Below are 26,563 nucleotides of genomic sequence, written 5' to 3'. Positions count from 1 at the left end.
CAGGTGTCGGTTCCGTGGGAACGAGACCGTTCCCTGCCCCCGGTCAGTACCCGTTCACGGATGGGGTCTCTATTCCCGGACGAACACGGAACGCAACGCCTCTCTGTCTATCTCCCTCGTCTCGCTTGGGGACGAGAGCGCCCGGTCGACCGACCACCACTCGACCGCCGTCGCTTCCTCGCCCGGCGTCGGTTCGCCGGCTGTCTCGGCGCGGTCGAGCACGTACGTCACCATGTGGTAGTGTCGTTCCCCGTGGACGCTGTGAACGACCGACAGCAGGTCCAAGTCGGGGGCCCGCGCCTCCAGCCCGGTCTCCTCTCGAAGCTCTCGGACGGCAGCGACCTCGGGGCCCTCGTCGAATTCGGGATGGCCCCCGGGAAGCTCCCACGGTCCCCCGGCCGCCGGGTCGAGCAGGACGACCTCCTCGCCGTCGCGGACGATCACGTCGACGGACACGACGGCGTTTCGGAAGTGGCGGTGGCCGCACTCGGGACACGACTTCCGATCGCGACCGTGTATCCGGCGCTCGATCAACTCGGTACCGCACTGATGACAGTAGTACGGCTCGACGGCGACCATGCAGATCACCCCGGTCCGTCCCGGGTAGCTCTGTCGGCCGTCCGACGGGTCCCACACCGGATCCGCGCCGCGTCACGCCTTCTGCAACACCACCTCGTAGTGGTGGGCGTTCGTGTATCGAACCTCCCCGACGGTCCACGCCGACCCCACGCACGCCTCCCGCAGCACCTCGGGCGTGAACGGCCGGAACAGCAGCGACTCGCCCACGTCGCCCTCGTACTCGAAGTGCATCACGCGGTAGCCCATCCCCGGCGTCGGGTCCGGCCGCCAGCCCAGTAGGTCGCGCGCCGCCGCCGCCTCGGGGTCGTAGTTGTCCAGCACGGCGACGGCGTCGTCGTCGGTCACGAACGCCAGATCCCCGAGGAACTCCCGGAGGCGGTGTGGCGGTCGCGCGAGCCCCAGTTGGGTGCCGTGGGCGTAGACGGCGCGAAAGCGGTCGCGCTCGAACGACTCCCGGAGCGCGAACATGTCGCCCTCGACGGCCGACTCGACGCCGCGCTCGCGCATCGTCGCGATGAGGTGCGCGGAGGGTTCCAGGCCGACAACCTCCCCCTCGTAGCGTTCCTGAAACCGGAGCGCGTCGCGGCCCGCGCCGGCACCCAGGTCGAGCAGCGGCGTCGCCAGCCCGTCGGCGTCGAGCGCCTCGTACACGGACTCGTCGCGCTCGGCGAAGTAGAAGCGCTCGATGGGGTGTTCGAGCCGCTCGTCGCCGTCGACGCACCACAGCGGCTCGTCCTGCTCGCCCCGGCGGAAGTCGCGGATCGCGCGACCGAATGGGTCCGTTCCGTCGGTGTCCGTCGCGCCGCCGCCGGGATCGCCTGTCGACATACCGCCCACGAGGGAGGTGCTCCCGAAAACGGTTCGTGAGAGATGGTACCGCACGCACCGACGCACAGGAACCGGCAAGGATGGCACCTACCACACCGACTACCGACGCGGACGGCGCGTGGCGAGTATGTCCCAACTGCTTCCCGACGAGGCCGCGGAGCGACTCGTCTCGACGTGTCGAACCACGGTCGGCGACAACGCCCGGTCGGTGACGTACTTCTCGCGGACCGACCACGAACAGCTGTACCTCCGTGACGACCTGGAGCAGGACGCCGACCTGATGGCGTTCATCGGCACCGAACGCCAGGACTTCGCGATGGCCAGCGACGGCTACTCGGGCACGGAACTGGGCGAGTACCGCTACACGCTTCGGGTGTTCGAGAACGGCTACGCCGTCCGCATCGACGGCGGCGACAAGGGCGTGCTCGTCACCAGCGACGGGATGGCGCTGCGCGACTTCAACCACCTCGCCAGCGCCGTGGCGGCGACGCTGGAGGAGTGGCAGGGAGAGGACTGAGTCGCGAACGAGCCGCGCCGGCGACGACTACTCCCAGAAGCTCTTGGTTCGGGCGTACTGGCGCTCCTGTTTGAGAATGTCGCGGTAGAAGTCGTCCTCGTTCTCGCGAAGCTTCCCGATGATCCGGGCGGCGTTGTGCGGTCCCACTCCCCTGGCAGCCAGCGCGATCACCGCCTGCTTGCCGTGCGCCTGCACGAGGTTCGCCGCGCGGTTCGCCTTGCGGGTCAGTTTCTCCTGCTCGTCGTCCTTGTCGCTCGCGCGGACCGCTTTCACGACCTCATCGGCCCACGGATTCAGCGCGGCGATCCGGGTGGACCCGCACTCGGGACACTCCGGCGTGTCACGGACGCGACGCACCTTCGTCCGTTGGTTCCACTCGCCGCAATGGACGCACAACTGGATGACGTGGTCGTCCATGATCCGGTCGCGGATCGTCTCGATCACGGAGGCGTCGGCGTTCTCGGGCACGAGGAACTCCCGGCCCGACGAGCGGCCGTCGGTGCCCAGCGGGGTGCGTTCGCGGGCGGCGACGACCTCGACGTCGCCGTCGTCGATAGCGCCGAGCAGGTCCGCCGTCTCCTCGACGGCCAACTCGGTGTGGAACACCTCCCGCACGGCCTCCTCGAAGACGGGAGTGTCCTCCAGCGCCGCCATGAGGCGGTCGCCGCCGAACCGTTCGCTCCCCTGGTAGCGCTTGAGCGCGCCGAACTTCGCGGCGACGTGCGCGAGGGTGAACTTGAGGGTGTCCGAGTTCTTCAGTGCCAACTCCAACAGCGCCTCGACGTGTGCGGGGTCGGTCTCCTCGAGAACCTCGATGACGGTCCCCGGCGTCACGCCGTTGGGCACCTCCAACTCGACGCGGTAGGGGTCGGCCTCCATCCCGACGGACGATCCGGTGCGCTGGCCGATCAGCGCCGAGAGCAGGCGACCCAGCGTCCGATTCATCCGGTGGCCGAGGGCCGCGTTGACCGCGATCGAGCGCCCCCTCCCCTCGACTACGATCCGGTCGTCGGTCGGCATCGGGTGACCGCCCTCGACGTGGCGCTCGACGGATTCCAGGCCGACGCGTATCGTGTCCGCGTCGGCGGGATAGCGCCCGGCGAACTCCCGGCCGACGGCCGTCGCGTCGGCACCGCTCGCTAACTGCGGCTCCGCGACGCCCCGCATCTCCCCGACCTCGCTCGCGACGGCGCGGGGGACGGGGATCTCCTGGCCGGTCCAAGAGGGCACCTCGCCGGCGGGGTCCTCGATGGGCGCGACGTTCACCTCCGACTCCTCCTCGTCGATGTCGTTGATGCGCCACAGCTCCCCCCGCTGGATGAACGCCTCGCCCGGCTGGGCGAAGTTGACGACGAAGCGCTCGTCGAGGGTGCCGATCTGCCGGCGCGAGGAGATGTCGTACACCTCGTACGTCTCCTCGTCGGGGATCATCGAGAGGTTCCGGTAGTAGTACTGCCACGTCCCGCCGGAGGTCTCCAGCACGTCGCGCTCCTCGTCGATCCACAGCAGCCGGTTCCCGGACAGCTCGCGGGCGACCTCCCGGAACGTCTCCTCGGGGAGGTCGCGGAAGGGGTACGCCCGGGTGATCAGCTCGTATGCCTCGCGGGCGTCGACCTCGCCCATGTCCATGAGGAGGCCGACGATCTGGTTCGCGAGCGTGTCGAGGCTGCCGTGGTGGATTCCGGACTCCTCGACCTCGCCCGCGACGGCCCGGCGGGCGATCGCCAGCGCCTCCATCGTGTCATCCGGTGCGTCGGTGACGACGGTGCCGTGGCTCACCTCGTCGCGGCGGTGGCCGGCACGGCCGACGCGCTGGAGCAGGCGCGCGACCTCGCGGGGAGAGTTGTACTGCACGACGTGGTCCACCCTCCCCACGTCGATCCCCAACTCCATCGAGGAGGTGCACACGAGGCCGTCGATCTCGCCGGACTTGAACGCGTCCTCGACCTCGATCCGAGCGTCCGTCGACAGCGAGCCGTGGTGGACGCCGATCGGCTCGTCGAGCGTCTTGAACCGCGAACCGAGCGCCTCCGCGGTCTGGCGAGTGTTGACGAAGATCAGGGTCGACTCGTGCTCGCGGACGAGGTCACGGATGAACCGGACGTGGCTCGCGATCTCGGGATCGGTCGCCAGCTTTCCGGCGAGGCGCTCGTCCTCCGTCGTCACCTCGGGCGACACCACGTCGAACTCGATCTTGCTCCCCGCGTCGACCTCGACGATCTCACAGCCGCGGTCGCCCGTGAGGAACTTCCCCACCTCCTCGGGGTCGCCGACGGTCGCCGAGAGGCCGATCCGCTGGAAGTCGCCGGCGAGCCGCCGGACCCGTTCGAGCCCGACGGTCAACTGTGCGCCCCGTTTCGAGGCCGCCAACTCGTGGACCTCGTCGACGACGACGTGCTCCACGTCCGACAGCGCCGCCCGGAGCTTCTCGCCCGTCAACATCGCCTGGAGCGTCTCCGGCGTCGTGACGAGCACGTCCGGCGGGTCGTCGGCCTGCTTGCCCCGCTGGTAGTCGGAGGTGTCGCCGTGGCGGACCTGTACGTCGAGGTCGAGGTACTCGCCCCACCACTCCAGGCGCTCGCGCATGTCGCGGTTCAGCGCCCGAAGCGGCGTCACGTACAGCGCCCCCAGCCCCTCGGGGCGGGACTCCGCGAGCGCAGACAGCACCGGGAGCATCGCGGTCTCGGTCTTGCCCGTCCCGGTCGGTGCGATCACGAGAGCGTCGTCGCCGTCCGCGATCGGCGGGATCGCCCGGCGCTGCGGGGCCGTCGGCGTGGAGAACCCGCGCTCGGACAGCGCCGACCGCACTTCCTCCCCCAGCGCCGCGAACGCGTCCATCCCGGTCGCTCGCGGCGGTTCGCTCATCGGCGTCGCTAGCGGTGCGAGCGTGTTAAGCGTCGCGCTCGCGGGGGATCTGAAGCCACGCGAGACGACGAACTCGGCTGCGACACGAGGGGACAGAGACGGCGGCAGCGACGACAACGGAGACAGCGACGGCAACGCCGTCGGCGGCGGGACCGGAGCAGAACCGGCGTCGGCGACCGCGGTGTCGAGGCGATCGCATCACGACCGGCTGCAGCGATCGGTCGTGTCGGGTCGGCTACTCCCGGGGAACGGCGATGTTCCGGAGGTCGGCCTCACAGTTCGGACAGGTGCCCGGGTGGTTCGCCGATCGGACGCGACTCCCGCAGCCGATGCACTCGAACAGCCCCTCCGTCGAGCTGTGGGGATCGATGTCGATGGCTGGCATGTGTATACGTGACGCGGTATCCGTTGTAAGCGTTTTCTACGAACACATCACAATATTCCTAGTTCCTTAAACACTAGCGGTGACCGATCGATCGGTTTTATTCGCTATTTCGAAATGCGTCCCCGACCCGCTACGCGAGTGACACGGCGGACGCGACGATTGCCGTCACAGCAGTTCCTCCTCGACGAGGTCGATGGCCCTGTCGACAGCGCCGACGCCGGTGAGATACCCCGCGCCGACGGACGCCTTCGACGCCCTCGCGGCCACCCCGGTGAGCACGGTCGGTCCCAACTGCGCGACCGCGCCGTCGCCGACGGAGACCAGCCATCCGGGGACATCGAACCGATACCGCGCCAGCCGCGGCGCGAAGTCGTCGTCGTCGGCCCGGTCGTGCTCGACGAGGCGGGCGACGTTCTCGGCGGCGGTCTCGGCCTCGCGGACCGCCGCCGACGCCGAGGCCGGCACGGCCTCGCCGTCGGCGTCGACGACGCGGGCGGCGTCCCCCAGCGCGAACGTGCGATCGGTCAGGCGCAGGTCGGCTCGGACGACCGGTCGGTCGCCATCGAGGGCGTCGTCGCCGGCGATGCCGCCGGTCCAGACGAGCTGGTCGTACGCGATCTCGCCCGCGTCGGTGACGAGTCTGTCGTCGGTCACGCGTTCGACGGTGGTGCCCGTCTCGACGCTGACGCCGCGCTCCTCCAGTTGATCGCGGACGGCCCGCCGGAAGTTCGCGGGGAAGTTCGGAGCCACCTCCTCGAGCTGCTCGACCAGTTTGACCTCTACGTCGTCGGGACCCGCCGCGCCCTCCTCGCGGGCGAGCGCGGCGAGCTCGCCCGCGACCTGGACGCCCGAGAGGCCCGCGCCGCCGACCACGGCCCGGTCTCCCTCGGCGACCACGTCGAGGAACTCCTCGCGGATCGCGGCGGCGTCGTCCAGGGACTTCAGCGGCGTCCCGTGCTCGCGCAGCCCGTCGATCCCGTAGTACGCAGTCTCGGAGCCGAGACACACCGCCCCGTAGTCCCACTCGACGGCGTCGCCGGAGGCCAGCTCCGCGCGTCCGGCCTCGGCGTCTATGTCGTCGACGCGGTCGACGACGAGTTCCGCACGGTCCAGCAGATCCACGAGGGGGACCGACACCGCGTCGGCAACAGCCGGTCGGCGGATCGCTCGATGGATCTCGTGGACGAGGACGTGATCCGCTCCCTCGTTGACGAGCGTGATGTCGACCTCCGGCGGGAGTCGGGACTCGAGCTTCCGGGTCACGGCGACGCCGGCGTAGCCGGCTCCGAGAACGGCGACGTGCATTCGATCGCGGTTACGCGGCCCGCGCGTAAGGACGTGACGGCGACCCCGACGGGGAACGTGCGAACGTTCATATACGAAAGCGCGGCCAGCGTCCACGATGACGTGACCCCGGTCCCGAGCGAGAAGCGGGCGTGCGGCGCACCGCTCGGGACGGCGAGGGATCCGACGCTCGCGACGGCGACCGGCCGGCGGCAACCCGCCGGGCCGTGTTCCGGCCGACGACGACTCCCTCGCGGACGCACCCGCGCCGCCTGTCAATCGCGGGCGCAGCGACGGCTACGCGTCGGTTCGCGCTGCGCTCCGGCGATCAGAACAGCGACTTCGACTCCCCGAGCACCCGTGCCGGTCCGCCGACATCCCAGATGTTCGTCTCGACGCCGACCGCCGAGACGCGCTCCTCGACGCGCTCTGCGTGTTCGGCCGGCGTGTTGACGTAGACGCTCGCGCCGGTGTCCGTCGAGAAGTACACCGGAATGTCCTCCTCCTCGCGGAGCTCCCGGACGGCGTTGAACACGGCGATCGTCTCGGGCTGCCAGTACACCCACCCGGCGGGGCCGGTCATCGTCGTCGCCGTCAGCGATAGCGAGTCGTGTTCGGCGATCTCGAAGATCCCGGAGAATTTCCCCGTTCGGAGGCTGTCGCGCATCCGCTGAAGCTGCTCGTGGACGTGCGCCATCCGGGCGTCGAACATGTGGCTGGCCTCCGCCTCCCGGTGGGCCTCTTCGGTCTCCTTGTAGGCCGGAACGAGAGCCGTCACCACGCGGAGGTCTTCCTCCGGGTCGAACCCGTCGGGACCGACGCCGACGTCGAGGCGCTCGGCGCGGCAGTCCTCGTCGTTCATCCCGGCGTACAGCACCGAATACGCCCCGGTGACGGCGCGGGCGGCCGACGAGGACCCGCGACGCGCGACCGTCGATATCTCCGGGCGGGTCATCTCGAGGCCAGCCGCCTCCACCAGCGCGGTCGCCAGCGCGGCGAACCCCGACGAGGAGGAGCCGAAGCCGACGTTCGACGGGAAGGAGTTCTCGGACTCGACGCGGACGGCGGCGTCGAGTCCCGCGATCTCGCGGACGTGATCGACGACCATCTCGATGCGCTCGGCACCGCGGCCGTCGACGACCTCGCCCCCGATCCGGTACTCGTCGTCCGCGGGGGCAGCGTCGGGCTCCCACTCGACGGTCGTCGTCGTCCGCGATGGCGCGGTACAGAGGCTGATCGAGTCGTGATACGGGAGCCGACGCTCGGCGTCGCGCATCCCGTGGTACTTCACGAGGCCCTGGATGGGGTGGGCCGTCGCGGTGGCCTTCATACCCGCCGAACGGGCGGGCCGGGGGTTAGTCGTTCCGAATGGTCGTACCCGGGCCGTCGCCGCCGGCAGCAAGGCCGACGGCGGCCCGCTCGCGTCACTCGTACTCGTAGAACCCCTTCCCGGTCTTCTTCCCGAGGTCGCCGGCGTCGACCTTCCGCTTCAGGAGGTACGCGGGCTTGTAGCGGTCGCCGAGTTCCTCGTGTAGCGTCTCGCTGGCGTCGAGACAGATGTCGAGTCCGATATGGTCGGCGAGTTCGAGGGGGCCCATCGGGACGTTCGTGCCGAGCTTCATCCCCTTGTCCATGTCCTCCTTCGTGGCGACGCCCTCGTCGAACGCGCGGATGCCCTCGTTGATCCACGGCATGAGCACGCGGTTCGTCACGAATCCGGGCTTGTCGTCGCTCTCCCACGTCTCCTTGCCGAGATCCTCGGCGAACGCGTGGGCGAAGTCGGCGGTCCCGTCGGCGGTCTTCTCGCCCGTGACGATCTCGACGCCCTCCATGATCGGGACGGGGTTCATGAAGTGCAGTCCGACCACGAGGTCCTCGCGGTCGGTCGCCGACGCGATGGTCGTGATGGAGAGGGTGGAGGTGTTCGTCGCGAGCACCACGTCGTCGTCGGTGGCCTCCTCGAGGTCGCCGAAGATGTCCTGTTTTACCTCCATGTCCTCGAGCGCCGCCTCAACGACCACGTCCGCGTCAGCCAGATCCGAGAGATCGGTCGTGCCGGCGATCCGTCCGCGAATCGTCTCCGGGTCCTCCTCCAGCGCGTCCTTCTCGTCGAGTCGCGACAGCGACGACTCGATCGAATCGAAGCCGTTCTCGACGTACTCGGGTTCGATGTCGCGCATCACCACGTCGTAGCCGGCGGTCGCGGCGACCTGGGCGATGCCGTTGCCCATCGTTCCCGCGCCGACGACGCCGACGGTTTCCACCGCGGAGAGTTCGCGCATACGGTCGACTCCCCCGTCGCCCACCGTAAGCCTAGCGGAGATCGGCGAGACGGGGACGCCGACCGAACGCGTCGCCGAGGCGACGAATTATCCAGAGTCGAGAATCGCCGCAGAAACGTTAAAGGGTTCGGTCACGAGGCTCACCACAGGTGAGACCGCGTGGGGGATGAACCGATCAGAGAGCTGAAATTCGTGGGGCCGGCGACCGCGGCGGTGCTCGCGGACGCGCCGTTCGGTGCCGAGGACGTCCGCGCGAAGAGCGTCTCGTATCGGATGCTCATCGACGCGGGAGTGAACCCCGGCGTCGCCGCGCGCATCCGTCGCGAGCACTCGCTGGCGTGGTCGTTCGAATCCGAGGGCGAGGACCTCCGCCGGCGGTCCTCACAGATCCGAGGGCTCGGCGACGAGGAGCGGGCGTGGGTGGCGGCCTCTTCCGGCGACTGGCAGGACGGCGACGACTCAGAGGACGCCCGCGAAGTCGACCGGTCCGACGACGCAGACGGATCCGGTGAGGCCGGCGGATCCGGTGAGGCCGGCGGATCCGGTGAGGCCGGCGGATCCGGTGACGCCGGGGAATCGAGCGAGGACGCCGCCGACGCGGAGGCCGCGTGGGTGGCCGCCTCGCCGTCGAACGCCGACGAGTCGGCACCGAAGGCCGACGGCTCGGGCGACCCGGTCGCCGCCGAGTCCGCCTGGCGCGAGCGCTCGCGACCGACGCCGCTGGACGCCGTCGACGGAGTGTCCTCCGCCGACGCCGCGGACCTGGCCGAGGCGGGTATAACGTCGGCCCGGAGCCTCGCCAGCGCCGACGCCGACGCGGTCGCCGACGCGCTCGGCCGCGACCCCGACCGCGTCGAGGCGCTGCGGGAGGCGGCCGCCGAGCACGTCGACTGACTGAACGAAGCCGATACTCGCCACCGAGTAAATATCAGTTCCCGTACACCATTCGATTTATGAGCGATGGCGTTGCCGATTCTGGTACATGCTCCCCGATGCGGTCGACGCCATCAGCCGGGACGGCAAGGTACTCATCCTCGCGTACGACCACGGCATCGAGCACGGTCCCGTGGACTTCGAACCGAACCCAGAGACGGCCGACCCCGAGCGGGTGTTCGAGCTCGCGACCCACGACGCGGTGACGGCGCTCGCCGTCGGGAAGGGCGTCGCCGAGGCGTACTACCCCGAGTACGATGACGACGTGTCGCTGCTGGCGAAGCTCAACGGCACCTCGAACCTCTGGATGGGCGAGCCGGACTCGGCGGTGAACTGGTCGCCCGAGTACGCCGCAGAGTTGGGCGCGGACGCGATCGGATTCACGCTGTACGGCGGCTCGAACAACGAAGTCGAGATGGCCGAGGAGTTCCGCGATGCCCAGGAGGCCGCCCGCGAGCACGACATGGGCGTCGTCATGTGGTCGTACCCGCGCGGGCAGGGGTTGAAGAACGACACCAGCGCGGACACCATCGCGTACGCGGCCCGCCTCGGACTGGAGTTGGGCGCGGACATCGCGAAGGTGAAGTACCCCGGATCGCCGGATGCGATGGCCCACGCCGCCGAGATGGCCGGGCCGACGAAGGTCGTGATGTCGGGCGGGTCGAAGACCGACGACCGGGCGTTCCTGGAGACGGTCGCCGGTGCCATCGAGGGCGGCGCGCGCGGACTCGCGGTCGGTCGGAACGTCTTCCAGCGGGAGAACCCCACGGAGATCCTCGACGCGCTCGAGGCGGTCATCTTCGAGGAGGCGAGCGTCGACGAGGCGCTGGAGCACACGACGACCTCAGCCGTCGCGGACGACTGATGAGCGACCGAGACCGGGACCCGGTCGCCGTCGCCGAACGCGTTCTCGACGCGGTGGCCGAGGTCGCCCCGGAGATCCGCGAGGGACTGCCCGGCAGGCGGCGCTATCTCGACGACGAGAACCCCTCGGGCGAGGACGTGCTCGCGGCGGACGTGTACGCCGACGAGTTGGTGGAGTCGGCGCTCTCGAACGTGCCCGGCGCGGGCGCGTACGCCAGCGAGGAGCGCGAGTCGGCGGTCGACCTCGGCGGCGGCGACGTGTCGGTGGCGGTCGACCCGCTGGACGGCTCCTCGAACCTCGCGTCGAACAACCCGATGGGGACGGTCGTCGCGGTCTACGACGGCGACCTGCCGGCGTCGGGACGGGACCTCGTCGGCGCGGGGTTCGTGCTGTACGGGCCGGTGACGACGATGGTCGCCGGGACGGGGTCGCCCGAGGACGCGACGGTCCGCGAGTACCTCGTCGCCGACGGCGACCGCGAGGACCTGGGTCCGGTGTCGCTCCCGACCGATCCGACGGTGTACGGCTTCGGCGGGCGCGTCCCCGACTGGCCCGCCGACTTCGCCGCCTACGTCGACGCGATCGAGGACGAACTGAAGCTCCGGTACGGCGGCGCGATGATCGCCGACGTGAGCCAGGTGCTCACCTACGGCGGCGTGTTCGCGTACCCCGCCCTGGAGTCGGCTCCCGACGGAAAGCTCCGGCTCCAGTTCGAGGGGAATCCCGTCGCGTACCTCGTCGAGGGGGCGGGCGGGCGCTCCTCCGACGGCGACGGCTCGCTGTTGGACGTGCCGGCGACGGAACTCCACCAGCGCGTGCCGGTCCACGTCGGGAACCCGGCGCTGATCGAGCGGCTGGAGGCGGCGCTGTCGTGACCGCTCGGAACCGATAAACCCACACGTCGCCGGCCGCGAACGCGAGTAATGAGAGACCGGTACAAGGCGTTGATGCTGCGGAGCTTCAAGGACGCCATGGACATCGTCGACGAGTACAACACCTGGGCGGAGGGGGCCTTCGACGACTCCTCGCCGGTTCCCCCGCAGGCGGTGCCGAAGGTGGCGGTGATGCTGTATCAGAGCCGGGTGATGGACGGCTGGGGCGGCGAGGGCGGCTTCGACGTGCCGGAGTTCGACGACAAGATGTTCGACTAGCGAGGCGCGAGGAAGCGAACGGAGTGAGCGACCGAGCCGCCCAAAGCCAATCACAAGCGAGGAAGCGAACGGAGTGAGCGACCGAGCCGCCCAGAAGCTTAGCGTCGTCGAACGAGCGAACGACGGGAGCGAGTGAGACGACGGAACCGCGGCGGCGAGATGTGCGTGACCGACCGCGACCGCGGAGATTCGACGACGGTGGAGAAGACTGGTGGTGGAGCCGACCTGCGTCGGATGGTTCTCTCCCGCCCGTTCAGTCGTCGCTCGCGGCGACGGCGGCGTCGACCGTGCCGATGTGGCGGTCGAGGAAGTCGTCGAGCAGTTCGAGGCTCCGGAGCTTGTCCTCGATGTCCGAGGAGCCGTGGCCCTCCTCGCCGAGTTCCTCGTACTCGAAGTCCTCGCCCTCCTCGAGACCGGTCTCGGCGAGCGCGTCGCGGAGGAGCCGCGCCTGCGACACCGGAACACGGCGGTCGTTGACGCCGTGGACGATCAGGAGGGGGGCCGCGAGGTTGTCGGCGTGGGTGACGGGCGAGCGCTCCTCGTACAGCGCCTCGTTCTCCTCGGGTTCGCCGAGGTACTTCACCATCAGCTCCGAGCGGAAGTGCGGCATCGTGTTCTCGGCCATGTCGAACAGGTCGCTCACGCCGACCCACGTGATGCCGGCGTCGTAGAGGTCCGGGTACTGGACGAGCTGCCAGTTCGCGGAGTAGCCGCCGTAGGAGCCGCCGTAGACGACGACGCGGTCCTCGTCGAGCCAGTCGTACTCCGCGAGGACGTGCTCGGCGGCGGTCGCCACGTCGCCCTGTTCGGCCCCGCCCCAATCGTCGTACAGTTCCTCGACGAACTCGCGGCCGCGACCCGTGGAGCCGCGGTAGTTCACCTGCAGCACGGAGAAGCCGCGAGAGAGCAGAAACTGCGTGCGGTACCCGAACGAGAGCGTGTCTCGAGCGCGCGGGCCGCCGTGGGGGTTGACGATCAGCGGCGAAGGACGCTCGCCGGAGTCGTAGAGGATCGCGCCGATCTCCAGTTCCTCGTAGGGGTCGTGCTCGACGGCGCGCTGGGGCGTCTCGGGCACGCCGTCGGACTCGACGGTGAGGTACTCCGCGTCCACGAAGTCCTCGGGAGCGAACGGGCCGTACTCGGCCTCGAGCACCGTCTCGTGGTCGTCGGTGTCGATGTCGTAGGCGATCAGCTCGGGGCGGCGTGTCGGCGTCGTGTGCTGGATCAGGACGCGCCCGTCGTCGAGGGGCGTGTCGTCCGCCAGCGACGCGACGCCGCCCGGGAGGTCGAGTTCGCGACCGTCGCCGGACTCGACGTCGTAGACGACGGGGACGGCCTCGGCGTCGCGCGAGCGCGTCGCGAGGAAGCGGTCCCCGTCCGGGAGGAAGAACCCGGGCGTCTCCTCGTACTCCCCGGAGCCGTACCACGCCACCTCGTCGGTTTCGAGGTCGTACACGCCACAGCGACCCGTATCCGGCGTGTTGTCGGAGACGAGCAGCGCGTCGCCGGCGGGGTGCCAGTCCGCGGGGGCCGCCTCCGCGCCGGTCTCTCCGACCTCGAGGTTCCGGGCGTTCGAGCCGTCGACAGCGTCGCCGGCCGCCGGCCGGCTTTCCGTGGCGCTTCGCGCCACGCTCGCCACGAAGACGTCGGCGTTGTCGTAGTCCTCCGAGGTGTTCGTCATGAACGCGAACCGCTCGCAGTCGGGCGACAGCTCGGCCGTCCAGACGGCGCGGTCGTAGTCGGTGAGCGCCGTCGTCTCGCCGGTCGGGAGGTCGTGCCGGTAGACGTTCATCTGGCCGCCGGCGTTGGATCCGACCAGCAGCGTCTCGCCGTCGTCGCCGACCGACTGCAGCGTCACCTGCCCGTCCATCTCGACGACCGGTTCGGCGACGCCGTCGCGGTCGATGGCGTGCACGTCGTTCTGCTCGTTGCCGGCCTCGTCGAGGTGGAAGAACACGCGCTCGCCGTCGGCGTCCCACGCGAAGCCGTGGCGGGCGTCCTTGGGAACCTGGCCGTCGGACCACCGTTCGAGGTCTCCGGTTCCGGGGTCGAGGCGGTACAGTTCGTTACGGCCGTCGATGTCGTAGTACAGCGCCACCTCGTCGCCGTCGGGCGTCGGCGTCGGGTGCGCCATCGTCGGCAACTCGGCGAGGGCTCGGAGGGTGTCGTCGGGGTCGTCGGTCACGTTCGTCCGTTCGACCCCGGGGACTTCAGTCTGTCCTGAACGTTCGTTCCGCGACGCCGCGAACGGGGTTGCGTCTCGCCGCCGGTCGATCATGGAAAACCCTTTCCGCAATTCTTGCGCACGTCTCACCATGAGAGTCCACGTGGGCGCGGCGGCGACCGACGAGGAGGCCGCGGCCATCGCCGAGGCGATGGCCGAGCACTTCGGCGTCGCCGTCGACGTGTACGCCGGGGAGAACGCCGACGAGCCGCTGGCGAGCGCCGAGCCGCCGGAGGTCGAGTACCCGCTCGAGGACGACCGCGGGCCGACCGACCGAGAGGCCGCCCTGCGCGACGAGATCGACGACATCCTCCAGGGCGGGCCGGAGAAGTACAAGGACCGGCTCTCCGAGCAGGGAAAGCTGTTCGTTCGGGACCGGCTCGACCTGTGGTTCGGTGACGGCGGCGACGGCGGCGTTGGCGACGCGAGTACCGATGACGCCGCCGACGGCGTCCGGTTCGAGGACGGGAAGTTCGCGCACTTCGACGAGTGGCACCCCAACTCTCCCGACGTGGACGAGTACGACGAGGGGAACCGCCTCCCCGCGGACGGTCTCATCACCGGCGCGGCCGAGTTCGAGGGGCGCGACCTGCACTTCATGGCCAACGACTTCACCGTGAAGGCCGGGTCGATGGCCGGCCGCGGCGTCGAGAAGTTCCTCCGGATGCAACAGCGAGCCCTGAAGAACGGCAAGCCCGTCCTCTACCTGATGGACTCCTCGGGCGGCCGGATCGACCAGCAGACCGGCTTCTTCGCCAACCGCGAGGGGATCGGGAAGTACTACTACAACCACTCGATGCTCTCGGGGCGCGTCCCGCAGATCTGCGTGCTCTACGGCCCCTGTATCGCCGGCGCGGCGTACACCCCGGTGTTCGCCGACTTCACGGTCATGGTCGAGGGGATGTCCGCGATGGCGATCGCGTCGCCGCGGATGGTGAAAATGGTCACCGGCGAGGAGATCGAGATGGACGACCTCGGCGGCCCGGACGTGCACGCGAAGCACTCCGGGAGCGCAGACCTCGTCGCCGAGGATGAGCAACACGCCCGGGATCTCGTCGCGGATCTGATGAGCTACCTCCCGGACAAGGCCGGCGAGAAGCCCCCCCGAAGCGATCCGAAGCCGCCGACGTACTCCCCCGACGGCATCGATGAACTGATCCCGGAGGCCCCGAACCGGCCGTACGACGTTCACGATCTCCTCGAGCGGATCTGCGACGCGGAGTCGGTCTTCGAGCTGAAATCGGAGTACGGGAAAGAGATCGTTACGGCGTTCGCCCGCATCGACGGCAGGCCGGTCGGCGTGGTCGCGAACCAACCCACCGAGCGCTCGGGGGCGATCTTTCCCGACGCCGCCGAGAAGGCAGCGGAGTTCATCTGGACGTGCGACGCCTACGAGATCCCCCTCCTCTACCTCTGTGACACCCCCGGATTCATGGCCGGGTCGCAGGTCGAAAGGGACGCGATCCTGGAGAAGGGCAAGAAGTTCATCTACGCGACGTCCTCGGCCACGGTCCCCAAGCAGACGGTCGTCGTCCGCAAGGCGTACGGCGCAGGTATCTACGCGATGGGCGGGCCGGCCTACGAGCCGGAGTCGGTGATCGGCCTCCCCTCGGGCGAGATCGGGATCATGGGCCCCGAGGCCGCGATCAACGCTGTGTACGCGAACAAGCTCGCGGAGATCGACGACCCCGAAGAGCGCGCCGAACGCGAGGACGAACTCCGCGAGGAGTACCGCCGCGACATCGACATCCACCGGATGGCGAGCGAGGTCGTCATCGACGAGATCGTCCCGCCCTCGAAGCTCCGCGAGGAACTCACCCAGCGGTTCGACTTCTACGAGGGCATCGAGAAGTCGATCCCGGACAAGAAGCACGGAACCGTTCTCTGATCGGACGGGATCAGCTTCAAGTCCGATAACGGGGCCACGATCGCCGTGACCTGACCACCCGACGGACGGCGGTCAGCGGGCGCACGGTGCCCCGCCGTCCGGGCCGACCGCACCGTCTGTCAGCCATATCTCCCGCCGAGCGACGCCGCCGACGCCGACGGAACTCACCGCTCGATCGTCGCTCGAAGCCGTCCGACCTCCTCGCGGACGGCCCGCCAGGCGTCTATCGATCCCGGGATCGACTCGCGGGAGTCCCCGTCGTTCCCCGCGTGCTCGTCGACGAGCGCCCGCACGGCCTGCGGGTCGTCGACGCGACGAAAGGAGACGCCGGCGGCGGCGGTCTCCAACGTCACCGTTCCGTAGCCGAACAGCGATCCGGTGATCGACTGCTCGTAGGCGGAGTTCTCGACGGTCGCGAGTCGCGCGCGAGCGACGCGGCGGCCGACCACGCCCCGCTTCACCGACGCCGCGCGGTCTGTGAGGACGTATCGGGTGTTCGCCAGCGACAGCACCGCGAGCCCGGGGATCGCGAGGCCGACCAGCACGGCGAGCGCGGCCAGCGCCGGGGCGGCCGTCGCGGTCGCGGCCGGGCCGACCGCCACGCCCAGGCCGACGACCGCGACCGCGACGCCGACCACGGCGGCCGGTATCGACGCCGAGAGCCGCGGCCGTCCGGTCCACAGTACCGTCTCGTCGTCGGCGAGCGTGACGGCCTCGGGAACGTCCTCGCGGGTCGCGTGCGCGGTCATCGGTCGTCGGCCGACGCGTCGTCGTCCGCCGTCGGCTCCGCATCTCCCGTCGGACTCGGCTCCGTCGGCGGTGACTCGGTCGGTCCGTCGTCGTCGCCGGCGGTCGCACCGGCGTCTCTCGCCCCGGCCGTCACGGTCGGCGGATCCGCCTCCACGGCCGCACGGATAGCGCGCAACTCGGCGAGGATCTCGTCCAGTACGTCGCCTTTCGACTCCTCGCGCGAGCCACGGCCGTCGCGAGCGCGGATGCGCTCGTTGACGAGTTCCTGGATCCGCTTGGGCTCCTCGACGTTGTCGAAGCTGAGTTCGACGCCCGAGCCGCCGGCCGTCGAGATCTCGACGGTGCCATAGCCGAACTGCGTGCCGAAGAAGTCCTGCGTGTAGGAGGTGTCCTGCACCTTCTCGAAGCCGACGCGCTTCACGTCCCGGGAGAGCACGCCGCGCTTCTTGTACAGCGCCTCGGTGGTGATGACGTACTCCGTGTTCTCGCGCGAGAGGTACGCGGAAGCGATGACGAACAGTCCGACGAGCACCAGCGACAGCGGGATCCCGACGACGAACGCGGGGACGAGACTCATCGAGTGAGGGTTGCCGGTCCAGACGACCTCTTCTTCGGGATCCAACGAAAGCCAGTCGAAGCCGTCGGGCAGCGCGTCGTCCGCGGAGGGTGTTGCCATGCGCGGTAGTGCTCCCCGGGATGGAATAAAGCCCGCACCCGCCGCGAGTTCACTCCTCCCGGTGTGCCGAGAGGATCCGGCGGTAGTAGGGGCGCATCACCCGTCGCGCCTCCGCCCAGCGGGACTCGTCGTGAAGGTCGTGAAGTTCGACTCCGAGGAGATATCGGACCGGCGCTGCACCGTACCCCGACTGGCCGTCGCTCGGCTTCTCCGGATACGTCTCCCGTCCGGTGGCGGCCCGGTACTCGATCGCCTGCGCGCGCAGCATCGGCGTCCAGTAGTCGCCGCCGGATTTGTGCTCGCGCCACGCCCGCGTCGTCGCGTCGGCGTACGCGCGGTCCATCCCGACGGCGTCGGCCCGGTCGAGCAGAGCCTCGCGGACGGGCACCCAGTCGCCGAACGCGACGGCGTCGGCGTCGAGGGTGTCCGCACGGGCGTGGTCGTCCTCGACGGCGTCTTTCGCCCACAGGGCGTCGACGTACCCCTCGGCCGCTCGTCGCGCACGGTCGTCCCCGAGGTGTGCGAACTGCCGCCGGTCGACCGCCAGGAACGACTCGACGGCTGCGTCCCGCTCCCCCTCGTCGTGGTACCGGAACCCCGCACACAGCTCCCGGGCCATGTAGTTCGCGACCCGGTCGAGCGCGTCGTCGTCGTGTTCGTCCGCTCGACCGACATCAGCGACCCGGTCCGCTCGCCCGTCCACGGTCGTCATCTGTCCCTCGTCGCTCCCGTCGTCTTCCGACTCGTCCGTCGTCACGCGTGGGTCATGGCTCTCTCCGTCCCCCGATCACATAGTAGTATGCTACTGTTCCGGAGATGATTTTTCGTCTCACCAGACGATTCGAATCCGTGCGAACGACACGTCGGGGCGTTCGTCGCGACGGTGACGGGAAACGGGCGTGAGCCGTCGGACCCTACTCGGCGTTCGCCCGCTTCTGCGACAGCACCGTCCGCTCGAACGTGCACACGAGCGTGTCGTCCTCCGGTCCCTCGCGGTCGTCCGCGAGCTTGTACGCGTCCACGCGCATCGTCACGATTCCGCGCTCGCCGTCGCTGGTTTCGCGCTTGTCGAGCACCGTCGACTCCGCCCGGATCGTGTCTCCGTGGAAGACCGGGTTCGGGTGTTCCACGTCGTCGTACGAGAGGTTCGCGACGATGGTGCCGTCGGTGGTATCCGGGATGGACAGCCCGGTCGCCAGCGCCATCGTGTAGATGCCGTTCACCAGGCGCTCGCCGAACTGCGTGTCGGCGGCGAACTCCGCGTCTAAGTGCAGCGGCTGCTGGTTCATCGTCATGTCGCAGAACACCTGGTTGTCCCGCTCGGAGACGGTTCGGCGCTTCCCGTGAGCGATCGTCTCGCCGACCTCGAACTCCTCGTAATACGTGCCGGCCATGGGTCGACCGTAGCCGGGGTCGATGAAAACCGTACGGGAAGCGCCGCGGCGGGATCGACGGGTCCGTCGGGGGCGACCGTCCGACCCGTCGCGACGGGTCGACCGCCTCCACACCGTGAGTGGCGACCGCGTCCACACCGCGGGTAGCGACCGCGTCCACACCGCGGGTGACCGTCGGCGGGGAGTCGGCTGGATTGATACGCCAGTCGAACGAACCTCGAGCCATGCCCAGACGCAGCGTCATGTTCTCGCCGGGCGACCGGCCCGAGCTGATGCGGAAGGCCTCCGGAACCGGCGCGGACACGATCGTCTTCGACCTCGAGGACGCGGTCGCCCCCGGCCGCAAGGCGGAGGCGCGGGCGGCCGTCCGCGACGTGCTCGCCGACCCCGACTTCGATCCCGCCGCGGAGGTGTGCGTCCGCGTTACCGGGACCGAGACGTATCGCGACCTCGGGGTGCTCGCCGACCAGGGGGATGCGGCCTTCGACGCGGTGATGCTTCCGAAGGCGGAGTCGGGCGACGCGGTCGAACACCTCGGAACTCAACTCCGCGAGCACGGCCGCGCGGTCCCGGTGATCGCGCTGATCGAGACGGCGCGCGGGGTGCTCAACGCCGAGTCCGTCGCCGACGCGGGCCCGACCGACGCCGTCGCCTTCGGCGCGGAGGACCTCGCGGCGGACCTGGGGGCGACTCGGACCGACGAGGGGACGGAGGTGTTGTACGCCCGCGAGACGGTCGTCGCCGCGGCCGCGGCCGCCGGCGTCGACGCGATCGACACCGTGTACACCGATTTCGGTGACGGGTCGGGGCTCGCCGAGGAGACGCGGTTCGCGGCGACGCTCGGCTACGACGGAAAGATGGCGATCCACCCGTCGCAGGTGCCCGTGATCAACGACGCGTTCACTCCCGAAGACGACGAGATCGCGTGGGCTCGGCGAGTGCTCGCCGCCCGCGAGGACGCCGCCGCAGCGGATCGGGGGGTCTTCGAGGTCGACGGCGAGATGATCGACGCGCCGCTGGTCGCGCAGGCCGAGCGAATCCGCGAGTACGCGCGGCTGGCGGGCGTGTGGGAGGACGGGGCGGACGAGTGAGGGTCGGCGGTCGATCCCGGTCGCTCTGCGCGTCGCTACCGCGTCAGGGCCACAGGCCGCGGACGCTCTTCGCGTCCGCGATGCGGTCGAGCGCGACGACGTACGCCGCGTCGCGCCAGGTTATCTCCTTCGCCTCGACCTCCGCGCGCACGTCGTTCCACGCCGAGAGCATCTCCGACTCCAACTCGGAGTGGACCTGCTCCAGCGTCCACGTGCGGCGGTTGATGTCCTGAAGCCACTCGAAGTAGCTGACGGTGACGCCGCCGGCGTTCGCGAGGATGTCCGGGATGACGTGGACGCCGCGCTCGGCGAGGATCCCGTCGGCGGCAGAGGTCGTCGGGCCGTTCGCCCCCTCGACGACGACGTCGGCGCGCACGTCGTTCGCGTTGTCGACGGTGATGACGTTGCCGACGGCCGCCGGGATAAGCACGTCCACGTCGAGTTCGAGGATGTCGCTCCCGTCGTCGAGCAGGTCGACCCCGTCGACCTCGTCGGCGCGGTCGGTCACGGCGTTCGGCTCCTCGGCGAAGCTCGGGATCGCGTGGGTGTCGAGCCCCGTGGGGTCGTGAACCGCGCCCCCGGTGTCGGAGACGGCGACCACGTCCGCGCCCCAGTCGTCGAGCAGGCGCGCCGCGTTCGCGCCGACCGAGCCGTACCCCTGGACGGCGACGGTGAGGCCGTCGAGGTCGTAGTCGTAGTACTCCGCCGCCTCGCGCGTGACGATCGCGACCGAGCGACCGGGAGCCTCCTCGCGGCCCTCGGAGCCGCCGACGACCGGAGGCTTGCCCGTGACGACGCCCGGAATCGTCTCGCCCTCCTGCATCGAGTACGCGTCCATGAACCACGCCATCGTCTGGGCGTCCGTTCCCATGTCGGGCGCGGGGATGTCCTTCTTGGGGCCGACGAACTTTCGCAGTTCCTCGGCGAACCGCCGGGTGAGTCGCTCTTTCTCGTCGGTCGACAGCTCCTTCGGGTTCACGACGACGCCGCCCTTCCCGCCGCCGAAGGGCAGATCCATCACGGCGCACTTCCAGGTCATCCACATCGACAGTCCGACGCACTCCTCCTCGCTCACGTCGGGGTGGAACCGGAGGCCGCCCTTGTACGGCCCGCGGACGTCGTCGTGTTGGGCACGGTAGCCCGTGAACACCTCGACTGAGCCGTCGTCGCGCTCCAGCGGAACCGCGACCCGATGAACCGTCGTCGGGTGCTTGAGACGCTTGATAACGCCCGAGTCCACGTCGAGGTGCGCCGCGGCGTGCTCCAACTGTCGCCGCGCCGTCTCCAACGCTGTTTCCGGCTCCTGCTGTTGCTCGGAGTTCGCGCGCTTCTCGGCGGAGTCTGCGGTTCCGGTAGACATGATTGTGTGTCGCCCGCCGCATTCGGCGGGGTCGATACCGACGCCTCGACCGTTGACCGATATAGTATTGATGATATGCACCGATCTAAGGGATATAATCACAACGCCATGGTGAACGACGACACGACCGTCGCTCCGAGCGGCGGCGCTCGCCGTCGATGCGTTGTCGTCCGCCGTCTGCGTGTCGTCGATCGCGGTCGTCCGCCGTCGGCGTGTCGTCGCCCCCTATCGCCGTCCCCCGGACCGATCACGCCCCGTCGTCCCGGATCGGCCATCTCCCGGTCCACGGAACTGGTCGCTCGCCCGGACGCGACGGTCGCGGATCCAGATATATAATGCACTATAAGGAATATCAATGGTATTGATTCGATGCGATTAAGAGCGGTGATGCCGGCGCATCAGGCATGTCCGGTGACGAGGCAAATCCCTTCGAGAGCCTCCAGGAGCAGATCGACGACGCCGCGGCGTATCTCGACACGGACGACGACGTCGTCGAGCGTCTCAAGAACCCCGAACGGGTACTGGAGCTCAACCTCTCGGTGGATATGGACGACGGATCGCTGGAACGCTTCCGCGCGTTCCGCTCGCAGTTCAACGGCGACCGCGGACCGTACAAGGGGGGGATCCGGTACCACCCGGGGGTCTCGCGCGACGAGGTGAAGGCGCTGTCGGGGTGGATGGTGTACAAGTGCGCGGTCGTCGACATCCCCTACGGCGGCGGCAAGGGCGGGATCGTCATCGACCCCTCGGAGTACTCGGCGGCCGAACTGGAACGCGTCACCCGATCGTTCGCCGAGGAGCTCAGACCGCTGATCGGCGAGGACCGCGACATCCCCGCACCCGACGTGAATACGGGCCAGCGGGAGATGAACTGGATCAAGGACACCTACGAGACGCTGGAGCACACGACCGAACCCGGCGTCGTCACCGGAAAGTCGCTGGAGGCCGGCGGCTCTGAGGGGCGCGTCGAGGCGACGGGCCGCTCTGTGATGCTCACCGCCCGCGAGGCGTTTGACTACCTCGGCACCGACGTTGCGGACGCCAGCGTCGCCGTCCAGGGCTACGGGAACGCCGGCCACGTCGCCGCCGACCTCATCGACGACCTGGGCGCGAACGTCGTCGCCGTCTCGGACTCCTCGGGCGCGGTGTACGCCGAGGACGGACTCGACACCCGAGCCGTGAAGGCGCACAAGAACGAGACCGGGTCCGTCTCGGGATACCCCGACGCGGACGAGGAGTTCTCCAACGAGGACCTGCTGACGCTCGACGTGGACCTGCTCGTGCCCGCCGCGCTGGAGAACGCCATCGACGAGGACCTCGCGCGCGACGTGCGGGCCGACGTGATCGTCGAGGCCGCGAATGGCCCCCTCACCCCCGACGCCGACGACGTGCTCACCGAGGCCGACGTGCACGTGTTCCCGGACATCCTCGCGAACGCCGGCGGCGTCACCGTCAGCTACTTCGAGTGGGTGCAGAACCGCCAGCGCTTCTACTGGAGCGAACAGAAGGTCAACGAGGAACTGGAGCGTCACATCGTGAACGCCTTCGACGACCTGACGGAGTGTTACGAGTCGCTCGACGTGCCGAACTTCCGAACGGCCGCGTACGTCGTCGCCATCCAGCGGGTGGTGAACGCGTTCATGGACAACGGCAACTGGCCCTGAAGATCGGCCGGTCGCGGCCGATCGCGACGTTCGACACGCCCGCTCGCGGACGCTGAACACCTGAACGCCCGCTCGCGGTCGCCAAAAACGCCCGAAACGGACGCTCACGGCGGTCGGATTGACCGGAGTCGTCGGCCGGATTCGCCCCGGTCGTTTTATGATTCCGTCCCCTTGGATGGCTATGACATCTCATGGGTCCGGTCGCGGCAGCGCGGGATCCGACTCACCGGAGCCGACGCAGTCGGCGGCGTCGCGCCCCTCGAACCCGGCGAGCACGGAGGCGGTCGACGAGCTACTGAAGACGCGGGCGATGGACGAGGCCCCCGTCGGCATCACGATAGCCGACGCGACCGAACCCGAGATGCCGCTGGTGTACGCCAACGCCGCGTTCGAGCGGATCACGGGATATCCCCCGGAGTATGCGGTCGGCCGGAACTGCCGGTTCCTCCAGGGCGAGGCCACCCGGGAGGAGCCGGTCGAGCGCATGCGAACGGCGATCCGGAACGGGGAGGCGACGACCGTCGAGATCCGCAACTACCGTCGCGACGGCGAACTGTTCTGGAACGAGGTCACCATCGCACCGCTGCGGGACGACGAGGGACGCGTCGTCAACTACGTCGGCTTCCAGCAGGACGTGACCCGACGCAAGCGCGCCGAGCGTGCGGCCACCGAACGCGCCGGGCGGATCGAGCGCGAGCGCGTCGCCCAGCGCCGCCTGCTCCAGCGGCTCGACGGGGTCGTCGTCGACGTGACCGAGGCGGTGACGGGCGCGTCCTCGCGGGAGGGGCTCGAACGGACCGTGGTCGAGCGAATCGAGCGGACGTACGCCGGTGCCTGGATCGGCAGGTACGATCCCCGGACGGAGGAACTGACCGTCACCGCCGCCACCGGGGGATCCGACGGCGACGGCGACCGTGACCGGATCCCCGTCGGGAACGCCCCGACCGAGGGGAACGCCCCGACCGAGGGGGACGCGACGGACGGGAGCGCGACCGAGGGTGAGGCGGTCGACGATCCCACCTCCGCGGCGGCGTCGGCGGCGCTCGAGGAGCGCTTCGTCCGGACGGCGTCGGTCGAGGACGCGGACACCGAGGCGACGGCGATCGCGGCGATCCCGCTCCACTACGGCGACGCGACGTACGGGGCCATCGGGGTGTACACCCGATCCAATGACGGCTTCGCGAGCGACGAACACGCCGTGTTGACGGCGCTGGGACGCTCGGTCGCCACCGGGATCAACGCCATCGAGAGCCGGCGGACGCTGCAGGAGGAGGGGGCGTTCGAACTGCGGTTCGGAATCGGTGACCATCCGCTGGTCGAACTCGCCGGCGACGCGGGCCGCACGATGCGGTATCTCGGCGGCCTCAGCGACCGCGCTCGGCCGTCGATGCTGTTCGAGACCTCGCTCGACGGGTCGGCCTCGACCGCGGACAGCCTCGAATCCGTGGGAGTCGACGGGGTCGCCGTCCACTCGATACTCGAGACGGACGGCGAGAGCTCGGTCGTCGAGGTGTCGATCGAAGCGCCGCCGCTCCGGCCGCTGGTCGCCGAGCACGGCGGCGAACTCGACGCCGTAACGGTCGACGGCGACACCGCCCGCGTCACGGTCGTCGTCGCGCGCGAGGCGCTGGCGCAGTCGCTGGTGGCGGCCGTCACCGAGCGGTTCGAGTCGGCCGAGCTGACCGGCTACCGTCGCCGAGAGCGTCGCGGTCGGACCCGGCCGGAGTTCGTCGCCGCCGTCGAGCGCGACCTGACCGAGCGCCAGCGCGCCGCCCTCGTGCGCGCGTACACGACGGGCTACTTCGAGTGGTCCCGCGACGTCGACGGCGACGACCTCGCGGAGTCCATGGGCGTGTGTCGGTCGACGTTCCATCAGCACCTCCGGGCCGCACAGCGAAAGCTCGTGGGTGCGTTCGTCGATCCCGACCGGACAGAATCGCCGACGGCTCCCGCAGATCCAAACTAGTTGTGTAGTTCACTTACCCGTTTAACGTCCTAAAGGACACATGCATCATGCCACAACCTGGCAGCGAAGGCATTTGGCTGTGGATCGGGACGCTCGGAATGTTCCTGGGGATGTTGTACTTCATCGCCAGGGGTTGGGGCGAAACGGACAGACGCCGCCAAGAGTTCTACATCGTCACGATATTCATCACGGCGATCGCGTTCGTGAACTATCTGGCGATGGCACTCGGGTTCGGCCTAACGATGGTGGAACTCGGCGGCGAAGAGGTTCCCATCTACTGGGCGCGATACACGGACTGGTTCTTCACCACACCGCTGCTGCTCATCGACTTGGGCCTGCTCGCGGGGGCAAACCGTAACGAGCTGTCCTCGCTCGTCGGGCTCGACATGCTGATGATCGGCACGGGTGCCGTGGCGACGCTGTCGGCCGGTCCCGGCGCGCTCGGCGCGGGGGCCCGTCGCCTGGTGTGGTGGGGCGTCTCCACCGGCTTCCTGCTGGTGCTGCTGTACATGCTGTACGGCTCCCTCGGAGAGAAGGCCAGCCAGCTCAGCGGCGACGCCGCTTCGACGTTCAGCACGCTCCGCACGCTGATCGTCGTGGTCTGGCTCGTGTATCCGGTCTGGTGGATCGTCGGCACCGAGGGCCTCGGCATCGTCTCGCTGAACATCGAGACGGCGGGCTTCATGGTCCTCGACCTCGTAGCCAAGGTCGGCTTCGGGATCATCCTGCTGTCGAGCCGCGAGGTGCTCGACGCCGCGGGCAGCGCGACTGGCGACGCCGCCACGGCCGACTGATCTCGGCCGCGGCCTCGCCACGCCGCTTGCGACCCGCGTGACGCGGACGGCCGGTCCGCCGACGGGTGTCGCCGGCGACGCTCGACCCCCTCGCTGAGGGTGTCGACGCCGTGCCCGCGAGGAACCGCCCCGCGGGGCGACCGCGTCGCCCGCACCCCGCCGGACCGCCCGGTCGCGACAGGCCTCGGGACCGCTCCCGGGACCCGCGACCGAACCGATATCCGACCGACGACACACACCACCCCCCGATGACGACCGTCCTCACGTATCTCCAGTTCCACCTCGCGTTCCTCGTCCCGCTCGTGCTGTTCCTGGTCGCCACCGGCTTCGTCAGCCGCACGCGGATCCAGGGAGAGGAGGTCCTCGGGTCGCTCGCCGACCGGCGCTACTGGACCGGCGTCGCGATCGTCACCGGGATCGCGCTGGCGTACACGATCCCGTGGGACAACTACCTCATCGCGAGGGGCGTGTGGTGGTACGGCCCCGACGCGACGGTCGCCACCGTCGGCTACGCCCCGGTCGGCGAGTACCTGTTCATCCTGGTCCAGCCGTGGCTGACGGCGCTGTGGCTCGCGCACCTGTCGCTCCCGTCGACGTGGCCGACGGTCGACCGTCCGGTCGCGTCCCGGGCGGCGGGCGTCGCTCTCGCGGCCGCGATCGGCGTCGGCGGGTGGCTCGCGCTCGGGACCGACGCGACGCTGTACCTCGGGGCGATCGCGGCGTGGGCCGCTCCGGTGTTGGCGCTCCAGTGGGCGGTCGGTGCACCCCAACTGTGGGCCCGGCGGCGACTCGTCGCCCTCGGGACGCTCGTCCCGGCGCTGTACCTGTGTCTCGTCGACCGGATCGCGATCGAGTACGGCATCTGGATCCTCTCCGAGCGGTACACGACCGGGATCCACGTCGCCGGCCTCCCGGTCGAGGAGGCGGTGTTCTTCCTCGTGACGAACCTGTTCGTCGTCCAGGGGCTGGTGCTGTTCCGGTGGGTGCTCGACCGCCGCGGAGCCGCTTCGTCTCTCCCGTCCCTGCCGGGCCGCTCCGCCCTCGGATCCGACGACGGGGGGAACTGA

General features: G+C 69.5%; 24 protein-coding genes. 11 read left to right on the top strand and 13 right to left on the bottom strand.

Going from position 1 to position 26,563, the window contains the following annotated elements; genetic code table 11:
• Positions 1-69: 69 nt before the first annotated feature.
• Both Hbl1158_RS11865 and Hbl1158_RS11860 read right to left on the bottom strand, forming a co-directional pair.
• On the bottom strand, positions 70-579 hold the full coding sequence (locus Hbl1158_RS11865; RefSeq protein ID WP_234297462.1) for an NUDIX domain-containing protein: 510 nt from the start codon (positions 577-579) through the stop codon (positions 70-72).
• A gap of 72 nt (positions 580-651) precedes the next feature.
• Positions 652-1,407, bottom strand: coding sequence for a class I SAM-dependent methyltransferase (locus tag Hbl1158_RS11860; protein ID WP_234297461.1), 756 nt, complete (start codon positions 1,405-1,407; stop codon positions 652-654).
• A gap of 127 nt (positions 1,408-1,534) precedes the next feature.
• Between Hbl1158_RS11860 and Hbl1158_RS11855 the strand changes: the two genes are divergently transcribed.
• Complete coding sequence (locus Hbl1158_RS11855; protein ID WP_234297460.1) at positions 1,535-1,924, top strand: hypothetical protein; 390 nt, start codon at positions 1,535-1,537, stop codon at positions 1,922-1,924.
• Positions 1,925-1,951: 27 nt separating this feature from the next.
• On the opposite strand, the gene Hbl1158_RS11850 is transcribed toward Hbl1158_RS11855, so the two are convergent.
• From Hbl1158_RS11850 to Hbl1158_RS11830, 5 genes are all read right to left on the bottom strand, one after another.
• Complete coding sequence (locus Hbl1158_RS11850; protein ID WP_234297459.1) at positions 1,952-4,789, bottom strand: DEAD/DEAH box helicase; 2,838 nt, start codon at positions 4,787-4,789, stop codon at positions 1,952-1,954.
• Positions 4,790-5,024: 235 nt separating this feature from the next.
• Positions 5,025-5,174: a rubrerythrin-like domain-containing protein gene (locus Hbl1158_RS11845; protein WP_234297458.1), complete on the bottom strand. Its 150-nt coding sequence runs from the start codon at positions 5,172-5,174 to the stop codon at positions 5,025-5,027.
• A 165-nt stretch (positions 5,175-5,339) separates the two neighbouring features.
• A complete protein-coding gene (locus Hbl1158_RS11840) occupies positions 5,340-6,479 on the bottom strand; it encodes an FAD-dependent oxidoreductase (RefSeq protein WP_234297457.1) in 1,140 nt (379 codons plus the stop codon).
• Positions 6,480-6,786: 307 nt separating this feature from the next.
• Complete coding sequence (gene mvaD / locus Hbl1158_RS11835; RefSeq protein ID WP_234297456.1) at positions 6,787-7,788, bottom strand: phosphomevalonate decarboxylase MvaD; 1,002 nt, start codon at positions 7,786-7,788, stop codon at positions 6,787-6,789.
• A 94-nt stretch (positions 7,789-7,882) separates the two neighbouring features.
• Positions 7,883-8,740, bottom strand: a complete 858-nt coding sequence (locus tag Hbl1158_RS11830; protein ID WP_234297455.1) for a 3-hydroxyacyl-CoA dehydrogenase NAD-binding domain-containing protein — start codon at positions 8,738-8,740, stop codon at positions 7,883-7,885.
• A gap of 159 nt (positions 8,741-8,899) precedes the next feature.
• Here Hbl1158_RS11830 and Hbl1158_RS11825 point away from each other — a divergent pair, with 159 nt between their 5' ends.
• From Hbl1158_RS11825 to Hbl1158_RS11810, 4 genes are all read left to right on the top strand, one after another.
• Positions 8,900-9,634, top strand: a complete 735-nt coding sequence (locus tag Hbl1158_RS11825) for a helix-hairpin-helix domain-containing protein (protein ID WP_234297454.1) — start codon at positions 8,900-8,902, stop codon at positions 9,632-9,634.
• A gap of 88 nt (positions 9,635-9,722) precedes the next feature.
• Positions 9,723-10,538, top strand: a complete 816-nt coding sequence (locus tag Hbl1158_RS11820; protein ID WP_234297453.1) for an aldolase — start codon at positions 9,723-9,725, stop codon at positions 10,536-10,538.
• The gene (locus tag Hbl1158_RS11815; protein ID WP_234297452.1) at positions 10,538-11,413 is read left to right on the top strand and encodes a class 1 fructose-bisphosphatase; all 876 of its coding nucleotides are present in this window, start codon (positions 10,538-10,540) and stop codon (positions 11,411-11,413) included. Before Hbl1158_RS11820 ends, Hbl1158_RS11815 begins: the two co-directional genes overlap by 1 nt.
• Positions 11,414-11,461: 48 nt before the next feature.
• The gene (locus Hbl1158_RS11810) at positions 11,462-11,689 is read left to right on the top strand and encodes a hypothetical protein (RefSeq protein WP_234297451.1); all 228 of its coding nucleotides are present in this window, start codon (positions 11,462-11,464) and stop codon (positions 11,687-11,689) included.
• Between the two features lie 253 nt (positions 11,690-11,942).
• Here Hbl1158_RS11810 and Hbl1158_RS11805 read toward each other — a convergent pair whose 3' ends face one another.
• Complete coding sequence (locus Hbl1158_RS11805; RefSeq protein ID WP_234297450.1) at positions 11,943-13,874, bottom strand: prolyl oligopeptidase family serine peptidase; 1,932 nt, start codon at positions 13,872-13,874, stop codon at positions 11,943-11,945.
• A 130-nt stretch (positions 13,875-14,004) separates the two neighbouring features.
• Here Hbl1158_RS11805 and Hbl1158_RS11800 point away from each other — a divergent pair, with 130 nt between their 5' ends.
• Positions 14,005-15,801, top strand: a complete 1,797-nt coding sequence (locus Hbl1158_RS11800; RefSeq protein WP_234297449.1) for an acyl-CoA carboxylase subunit beta — start codon at positions 14,005-14,007, stop codon at positions 15,799-15,801.
• 164 nt (positions 15,802-15,965) lie between these two features.
• Here Hbl1158_RS11800 and Hbl1158_RS11795 read toward each other — a convergent pair whose 3' ends face one another.
• From Hbl1158_RS11795 to Hbl1158_RS11780, 4 genes are all read right to left on the bottom strand, one after another.
• The gene (locus tag Hbl1158_RS11795) at positions 15,966-16,550 is read right to left on the bottom strand and encodes a PH domain-containing protein (RefSeq protein WP_234297448.1); all 585 of its coding nucleotides are present in this window, start codon (positions 16,548-16,550) and stop codon (positions 15,966-15,968) included.
• A complete protein-coding gene (locus tag Hbl1158_RS11790; RefSeq protein ID WP_234297447.1) occupies positions 16,547-17,227 on the bottom strand; it encodes a PH domain-containing protein in 681 nt (226 codons plus the stop codon). The genes Hbl1158_RS11795 and Hbl1158_RS11790 overlap by 4 nt, the downstream gene beginning before the upstream one ends.
• Before the next feature lie 49 nt (positions 17,228-17,276).
• Positions 17,277-17,984, bottom strand: a complete 708-nt coding sequence (locus tag Hbl1158_RS11785) for a hypothetical protein (RefSeq protein WP_234297446.1) — start codon at positions 17,982-17,984, stop codon at positions 17,277-17,279.
• 157 nt (positions 17,985-18,141) lie between these two features.
• The gene (locus Hbl1158_RS11780; protein WP_234297445.1) at positions 18,142-18,621 is read right to left on the bottom strand and encodes a MaoC family dehydratase; all 480 of its coding nucleotides are present in this window, start codon (positions 18,619-18,621) and stop codon (positions 18,142-18,144) included.
• A gap of 224 nt (positions 18,622-18,845) precedes the next feature.
• On the opposite strand from Hbl1158_RS11780, the gene Hbl1158_RS11775 reads away from it, so the two are divergent.
• A complete protein-coding gene (locus Hbl1158_RS11775) occupies positions 18,846-19,712 on the top strand; it encodes a CoA ester lyase (RefSeq protein ID WP_234297444.1) in 867 nt (288 codons plus the stop codon).
• Between the two features lie 43 nt (positions 19,713-19,755).
• Here the strand turns inward: Hbl1158_RS11775 and gdhB are convergent, their stop codons facing one another.
• On the bottom strand, positions 19,756-21,072 hold the full coding sequence (gene gdhB, locus Hbl1158_RS11770) for a glutamate dehydrogenase GdhB (protein ID WP_234297443.1): 1,317 nt from the start codon (positions 21,070-21,072) through the stop codon (positions 19,756-19,758).
• A gap of 404 nt (positions 21,073-21,476) precedes the next feature.
• Between gdhB and Hbl1158_RS11765 the strand changes: the two genes are divergently transcribed.
• The 4 genes from Hbl1158_RS11765 (at position 21,477) to Hbl1158_RS11750 (ending at position 26,563) form a co-directional block, all read left to right on the top strand.
• A complete protein-coding gene (locus Hbl1158_RS11765; protein WP_234297442.1) occupies positions 21,477-22,736 on the top strand; it encodes a Glu/Leu/Phe/Val dehydrogenase in 1,260 nt (419 codons plus the stop codon).
• Positions 22,737-22,917: 181 nt separating this feature from the next.
• The gene (locus tag Hbl1158_RS11760; protein WP_234297441.1) at positions 22,918-24,702 is read left to right on the top strand and encodes a PAS domain-containing protein; all 1,785 of its coding nucleotides are present in this window, start codon (positions 22,918-22,920) and stop codon (positions 24,700-24,702) included.
• 47 nt (positions 24,703-24,749) lie between these two features.
• Entirely contained in the window at positions 24,750-25,496 is a 747-nt protein-coding gene (locus tag Hbl1158_RS11755; protein WP_234297440.1) for a bacteriorhodopsin, read from the top strand.
• A 248-nt stretch (positions 25,497-25,744) separates the two neighbouring features.
• Positions 25,745-26,563, top strand: a complete 819-nt coding sequence (locus Hbl1158_RS11750; RefSeq protein WP_234297439.1) for a lycopene cyclase domain-containing protein — start codon at positions 25,745-25,747, stop codon at positions 26,561-26,563.

The sequence above is a fragment of the Halobaculum sp. CBA1158 genome, from assembly GCF_021431925.1.
Classification (GTDB): Archaea; Halobacteriota; Halobacteria; order Halobacteriales; family Haloferacaceae; genus Halobaculum.
Note: the sequence above shows the minus strand (reverse complement) of the source record. Positions and strands in the feature narration are given on the sequence as shown.

Bases quoted from the DNA above. Each gene is read 5' to 3' on its own strand.
- Hbl1158_RS11800 (WP_234297449.1), top strand. From the start codon at position 14,005: ATGAGAGTCCACGTGGGCGCGGCGGCGACCGACGAGGAGGCCGCGGCC.
- mvaD (WP_234297456.1), bottom strand. From the start codon at position 7,788: ATGAAGGCCACCGCGACGGCCCACCCCATCCAGGGCCTCGTGAAGTAC.
- Hbl1158_RS11850 (WP_234297459.1), bottom strand. From the start codon at position 4,789: ATGAGCGAACCGCCGCGAGCGACCGGGATGGACGCGTTCGCGGCGCTG.
- Hbl1158_RS11775 (WP_234297444.1), top strand. From the start codon at position 18,846: ATGCCCAGACGCAGCGTCATGTTCTCGCCGGGCGACCGGCCCGAGCTG.
- Hbl1158_RS11790 (WP_234297447.1), bottom strand. From the start codon at position 17,227: ATGGCAACACCCTCCGCGGACGACGCGCTGCCCGACGGCTTCGACTGG.
- Hbl1158_RS11860 (WP_234297461.1), bottom strand. From the start codon at position 1,407: ATGTCGACAGGCGATCCCGGCGGCGGCGCGACGGACACCGACGGAACG.
- Hbl1158_RS11810 (WP_234297451.1), top strand. From the start codon at position 11,462: ATGAGAGACCGGTACAAGGCGTTGATGCTGCGGAGCTTCAAGGACGCC.
- Hbl1158_RS11820 (WP_234297453.1), top strand. From the start codon at position 9,723: ATGCTCCCCGATGCGGTCGACGCCATCAGCCGGGACGGCAAGGTACTC.
- Hbl1158_RS11755 (WP_234297440.1), top strand. From the start codon at position 24,750: ATGCCACAACCTGGCAGCGAAGGCATTTGGCTGTGGATCGGGACGCTC.
- Hbl1158_RS11815 (WP_234297452.1), top strand. From the start codon at position 10,538: ATGAGCGACCGAGACCGGGACCCGGTCGCCGTCGCCGAACGCGTTCTC.
- Hbl1158_RS11845 (WP_234297458.1), bottom strand. From the start codon at position 5,174: ATGCCAGCCATCGACATCGATCCCCACAGCTCGACGGAGGGGCTGTTC.
- Hbl1158_RS11855 (WP_234297460.1), top strand. From the start codon at position 1,535: ATGTCCCAACTGCTTCCCGACGAGGCCGCGGAGCGACTCGTCTCGACG.
- Hbl1158_RS11830 (WP_234297455.1), bottom strand. From the start codon at position 8,740: ATGCGCGAACTCTCCGCGGTGGAAACCGTCGGCGTCGTCGGCGCGGGA.
- Hbl1158_RS11760 (WP_234297441.1), top strand. From the start codon at position 22,918: ATGACATCTCATGGGTCCGGTCGCGGCAGCGCGGGATCCGACTCACCG.
- gdhB (WP_234297443.1), bottom strand. From the start codon at position 21,072: ATGTCTACCGGAACCGCAGACTCCGCCGAGAAGCGCGCGAACTCCGAG.
- Hbl1158_RS11795 (WP_234297448.1), bottom strand. From the start codon at position 16,550: ATGACCGCGCACGCGACCCGCGAGGACGTTCCCGAGGCCGTCACGCTC.
- Hbl1158_RS11840 (WP_234297457.1), bottom strand. From the start codon at position 6,479: ATGCACGTCGCCGTTCTCGGAGCCGGCTACGCCGGCGTCGCCGTGACC.
- Hbl1158_RS11780 (WP_234297445.1), bottom strand. From the start codon at position 18,621: ATGGCCGGCACGTATTACGAGGAGTTCGAGGTCGGCGAGACGATCGCT.
- Hbl1158_RS11865 (WP_234297462.1), bottom strand. From the start codon at position 579: ATGGTCGCCGTCGAGCCGTACTACTGTCATCAGTGCGGTACCGAGTTG.
- Hbl1158_RS11765 (WP_234297442.1), top strand. From the start codon at position 21,477: ATGTCCGGTGACGAGGCAAATCCCTTCGAGAGCCTCCAGGAGCAGATC.
- Hbl1158_RS11750 (WP_234297439.1), top strand. From the start codon at position 25,745: ATGACGACCGTCCTCACGTATCTCCAGTTCCACCTCGCGTTCCTCGTC.